This window comes from Desulfocurvus sp., from assembly GCF_023230885.1.
Classification (GTDB): Bacteria; Desulfobacterota; Desulfovibrionia; order Desulfovibrionales; family Desulfovibrionaceae; genus Desulfocurvus.
In genome coordinates, this window is the sequence record NZ_JALNWM010000240.1 from 1 (window position 1) to 4,588 (window position 4,588).

5 protein-coding genes are annotated in these 4,588 nt (G+C 72.4%); all 5 read right to left on the minus strand.

The window, feature by feature from the left end; translation table 11 throughout:
* Positions 1-128: 128 nt before the first annotated feature.
* Genes M0P34_RS13875 through M0P34_RS13895 form a run of 5 tightly spaced genes read right to left on the minus strand, consistent with a single transcriptional unit; the run spans position 129 to position 4,158 of the window.
* Positions 129-899, minus strand: a complete 771-nt coding sequence (locus M0P34_RS13875) for an ABC transporter permease subunit (protein ID WP_291500165.1) — start codon at positions 897-899, stop codon at positions 129-131.
* A complete protein-coding gene (locus M0P34_RS13880; protein WP_291500166.1) occupies positions 896-1,882 on the minus strand; it encodes a hypothetical protein in 987 nt (328 codons plus the stop codon). The genes M0P34_RS13875 and M0P34_RS13880 overlap by 4 nt, the downstream gene beginning before the upstream one ends.
* A 7-nt stretch (positions 1,883-1,889) precedes the next feature.
* On the minus strand, positions 1,890-2,756 hold the full coding sequence (locus tag M0P34_RS13885) for a TonB-dependent receptor (protein WP_291500168.1): 867 nt from the start codon (positions 2,754-2,756) through the stop codon (positions 1,890-1,892).
* Positions 2,708-3,913, minus strand: a complete 1,206-nt coding sequence (locus tag M0P34_RS13890; RefSeq protein ID WP_291500170.1) for a TonB-dependent receptor plug domain-containing protein — start codon at positions 3,911-3,913, stop codon at positions 2,708-2,710. The genes M0P34_RS13885 and M0P34_RS13890 overlap by 49 nt, the downstream gene beginning before the upstream one ends.
* Positions 3,914-3,915: 2 nt before the next feature.
* A complete protein-coding gene (locus tag M0P34_RS13895; RefSeq protein ID WP_291500172.1) occupies positions 3,916-4,158 on the minus strand; it encodes a TM1266 family iron-only hydrogenase system putative regulator in 243 nt (80 codons plus the stop codon).
* Positions 4,159-4,588 lie beyond the last annotated feature (430 nt).

Consider the following 4,588-nt stretch of genomic DNA (forward strand, 5'->3'; position numbering starts at 1 on the left):
CACCGGCCGCCCCCCGGCGGCCTTGGCCACCCCGTCCAGGGCGATGATGGGCGCAGCGGCGGCCCCGGCTCCGGGCGCCGTGGCGGACGTTGCCACGGGAGCGTCCATCCGCGTTTTTTCCGGCGTGTTCACTGCGTCCCCCGGGCGCGGCTGGTGTAGCGCAGGGCCGCGCGGCGCAGCCGGGCCACCAGCCCGATTTCCAGGCTCACCCCCGCCAGCATGAGCACCGAGGCCCAGGCGAACAGCGCGGGCACGTCGAGCATCCGGTAGGCCCAGTACATGCGCGCGCCCAGGCCGTCGTCGGCGCCCAGATATTCGGCCACGGCGGTGATCTTCCAGGCTGCGGCCAGGGCGTAGGACAGCCCGGCCAGCACCGCGGGGGCGATGCCCGGCAGCACCTCGCGGGCCAGCCGCCGGGGCCAGGGCACGCGGTAGAGCCGGGCCATGGCCGCGTAGCGCGGGTCCAGCGCCGCGCAGCCCTGGGCCACGTTGGCGAACAGCGGCGGGAAGACCCCGGCGAAGACCACCAGGACCGGCATCGCCGAGCCCGTGCCCGCCCAGACCATGACCAGGCTGGTCCACAGCACGGGCGGGCAGGATTGCAGGGCCGCCACCAGCGGGCCCAGCAGGGCAACGGCGGTGCGGTTCAGCCCGGCGGGGATGCCCAGGGCCAGGGCCGCGCACAGGCCGAAGCCCAGGCCCAGGGCGCCCCGGGCGGCGGTCAGCCCCAGGGCGCGCCAGAACTCGGCCCCGGAGGCCAGCCCGCCCAATACGGGCAGCACGCGCCACGGCGGCGGCACCAGCTCGGGCGAAAGCCACACCCCGGCCAGGCTCCAGCCCCCCAGGAGCAGCCCCAGGGAAACAGCCAGCGGCGCGAGGCGGGCCACGGGCGAACTCATGGCCAGAAGAACCCCTCGGGCAGGCGCGAGGCGCCGTCCGACCCCACGCTCTCGGGCAGGACCAGGGCCAGATAGGCGCGCACGGCCTCGCGGCACTGCGCCGCCGGGCGCACGCGCACGGGGTCGCGCTCCAGGGAGCGGCGCACCGTGGCGGGGTCGATGAAAGCCGCGAAATCGGCGGGCAGCACGGCCACGGCCGCATCGGGGTCGGCGGCCAGGGCCGGGGCCGCGTCCTGCATGGCCTGGAGCAGATTTTCCACCAGCTCGGGCCGCTCCTCGCACAGCCGGGCGTGCACGGCCAGCCCGGCCAGGGGCAGGGTGCCGTCGCCCCCCGCCGCCCGGGAATACAGATCCTCCACCGCCGCCAGCACGCGCAGCCCGGGCACCTTGTCCAGCAGCACCGTGGTCAGGGGCTCGGGCACCACCATGTCGCGCACGGCGCCGCGCGAGGCGTCCAGCAGCAGCTGGCGGGGTTCGGCCCGGGTGAATTCCACGGGCGGGCCGCCCCGGCGCCCGGCCTCGCGCAGCAGGGCCACGGCCGGGCTCTCCCGGGGCGTCACCGCCAGGCGGACCACCCCGTCGGCCCCCGCCAGGTCGGCCAGCTCGCGCGCCCCGGGCCGGGTGGTCAGTACCGAGAACTTGCGCCAGCCCGTGACGGCCACAAGGCGTACGGGCGCCCCGCGCAGGGCCGCCTGGGCGAAGCCCTCCAGGTGCCCGAGCCAGAGGTCGCCCTGTCCGGCCAGCAGGCTGGCGCGCAGGTCGTCCAGGTTCTTCCAGTGGCGGACCTCGAGGTGCGCCAGTTCGGGCAGGGCGCCTTGCTTCACGGCGGCCCAGAAGGGCATCTGCGGCGTGGTGGCCTGGCCGGAGGTGTGAAAGCACAGCGTCGGCACCACCCCGGCGGGGGCGGGCCGCTGGCCCTGGGCCAGCAGCGCCGCCCCCAGCGCGAGGAGGCAGAAGGCGCAAAGGGTCAGGACGCGGGTCATGGCCTGCCTAGAAGGACAAGGTGTAGAGCACTTCGGCGTTGAAGCCGGGCTCAAGGACGGTCATGCCCCGCGAGTTGGCCAGGGGGTTGACGTAGCGCCGGTCGAGCAGGTTGCGCAGGTGCAGGGACACCTCGTGGCGCAGGCTGCCGGAGTCCGCGCCGTAGCCCGCCGCGAGGTTTGCCGTGCCCCAGCCGGGCAGGTCCTGCACGTCGTCGGGGCCGTTTTTCTTGTCCGCCGCGCAGCGGATTTCGCCCAGGGCCCAGAAGCCGTTGCCCCGGTCGTAGCGCAGGCCGAAGAGGCCGGACAGGGGCGCGATGTTGCGCAGGGGCTCGTCGGCGTTGGTGTCCTTGCCCGTGAGCCAGGCGACGTTGCCGTACAGGGTGTGGCGCGGGGTCAGGCGCCATTCGCCCTGGGCCTCGGCGCCCAGGATGCGCGCCTTGCCCACGTTCTTCATGGTGTAGCGCGTGGGCGAGACGTAGGTTTCGGTGATCAGGTCGTCCACCCAGTTGGCGAAGGCGTTGGCCGAGGCCGAGAAGCGCCCGTCGGCGTAGTGCAGGCTGTATTCGAGGGAGCGCGACTTCTCGGGAGCGAGGTCGGGGTTGCCCAGGAGCATCACGCCGCCGCCCAGGTTGATGGATTTGAAGCGCTCCATGATGTCCGGGGCGCGGTAGCTGGCGGCGGCCAGCAGGCTGTGGGACCAGCCCGGGGCGAAGCGCCAGGTCAGCCCGGCGTGGGCGATGCTGCCGGTGTTGGTGCGCGAGTCCTCGGTCCGGGCGGTGGAGTCCTCGTTGTCCAGGCCGATGCGGTCCAGGCGCAGGCCCAGGTTCAGGGTCCAGTCCGGATGCAGGGCCCAGTCGTCCTCGGCGAAGACCACAGCGAGGTCATGGTGGCGTTGGGCGTGGGGTCGTCGTGGGCGATGGTGCCGTTGGTGCGGAAGTAGGTGCGGTCGGAAGTCATGCGCCAGCGCCAGGCGTCGGCCCCGGCGACCAGGGTGTGCGCACCGGGGGTGGCCACGGCCTGGAGCTTGGCGCCCATGGTCTCGTGGGAGGCCACGGGCCGCAGCTCGCGGACCATCGCGTTGGGTTTTTCGATGCGCGTGCGCCGGTCGTTCTTCATGTAATAGGTGTCGAGCTCCAGGGTCCGCAGCCAGCCCGCGTCCACATCCCAGGTGGTGTCCAGGCTGAGCATGACGTTGCCGGTGCGCGGGTAGGTCACGGGGGCGGTGGCGGGCGTGGAGGCCGAGCCGCCGGGGATGCCCACCTCGTTGGCCTCCAGGGCCAGAGCCTGGAACTCGGTGGTCAGCCCGGGGCCCCAGCGCAGCCCGGCGGCCAGGCGGCCCTGGTTGTCGGCGTAGCCGCTGTTGGTCATGGTGGTGGCGTCGCCGCCGCGGTAGTCGTCGTGGTCGCGCAGGCCGCCCGAGAGCTGGACCCAGAGGTTCTCGCTCTCGTAGGCGGCGCGGCCGTAGCTGTCCACGCCCTCGGTGTTGGTGGAGAACCCCTGGGACACTTCGCCCGTGAGCCCGGGCTCCCGGCTGAAGGAGCCCTTCTTGGTGATGACGTTGACCACCCCGCCCAGGGAGCCGGAGCCGTAGAGCGCGCTGACGGCGCCCTTGAGCACCTCGATGCGCTCCACGTCGCGCGGCTGGACAAAGCCCATCTGGGCGTTGATTTCCGTGGCGGTGTTCACGCGCTTGCCGTCGATGAGGAAGACCACCGAGGAGCCGGACAGGCCGCGGATGTTGATGGCCTGGCCCCAGGGCGAGTCGCCGCCGTGGAACACGCCCGGGATGCGCGCGGCGGCGAAGGCCAGGCTGCCCTTGGGCTCCAGGAGCACGTCCCGCTCCGAGGCGACGCCCACGCCGCCGGGGGTGTTGGACAGGGAGCTGGCCATGCCGCGCGCGGTGACGATGATCTCGTCGAGCACCGTGGCGTTCTGGGCCTGCCCGCCCGGCCGGGCGAGCAGGGGCGCGGGCAGGGCGCAACACAGGGCCAGGGCCGACAGCAGCGCAAGGGTCAGGCTTCGCGTACGCATGGCTAGACCATCAGGGATTTGACCTGCACGCCCGGGAGCATCCCGAGCTTGCCGGTCATGGCGCCGAGTTCGTCGGTGGTGGCCTCGACGATGAGGCTGATGACGCTGACGTTGCGTTCCTTGTAGGGCAGGCCGACGCGGGCGACGATGAGCTCGCCGAAGGCGGTCAGCACATCGTTGACCTTGGGGGCGGTCTGGGCGCGGTTGCCGACGACGAGCCCGACGACGCCGATGCGTTTTTCCATGACGGACACTCCGCAGTGGTTGCGGCCGGGCATCGCCGGGGGGAGGGGAGGGGTCGGTAGTGGGGCGGGGGGAACTCGCAAGACGCGGCGCGGGCGGTCGTCCTTGCGGAGAACCCCGCCCTGAGGGTCAGACGCTTCCTCGCCGCAGGCAGATTCCCAAACCAGGTTGTTGAGGTGTCACGAATGTTCCATCGTGGCGAAGTCCATATGCAGTAAATTTTGAGCTTCGTCAAGCTCGTTGTATAAAAAACAGATAATAATTTTTCAAATGTGCTACAGCATGCCCTGTGCGCCGTCCTTTGCGGGGCACCTCGGCTGTGGCCGCCGGGCGGGGGTTTGGGGCATGCCTTGGCGGGCCGTGGGCTGGAGCCGCCGGGGCGCCTGGTGGGGCTGCCTGGGGCGCAAAGTCTGGCGGGGCGGTCGGCCGGGG

Excerpts from the sequence above, each read along its gene's own strand:
- M0P34_RS13875 (WP_291500165.1), bottom strand. The coding sequence starts at position 899 with ATGAGTTCGCCCGTGGCCCGCCTCGCGCCGCTGGCTGTTTCCCTGGGG.
- M0P34_RS13880 (WP_291500166.1), bottom strand. The coding sequence starts at position 1,882 with ATGACCCGCGTCCTGACCCTTTGCGCCTTCTGCCTCCTCGCGCTGGGG.
- M0P34_RS13890 (WP_291500170.1), bottom strand. The coding sequence starts at position 3,913 with ATGCGTACGCGAAGCCTGACCCTTGCGCTGCTGTCGGCCCTGGCCCTG.
- M0P34_RS13895 (WP_291500172.1), bottom strand. The coding sequence starts at position 4,158 with ATGGAAAAACGCATCGGCGTCGTCGGGCTCGTCGTCGGCAACCGCGCC.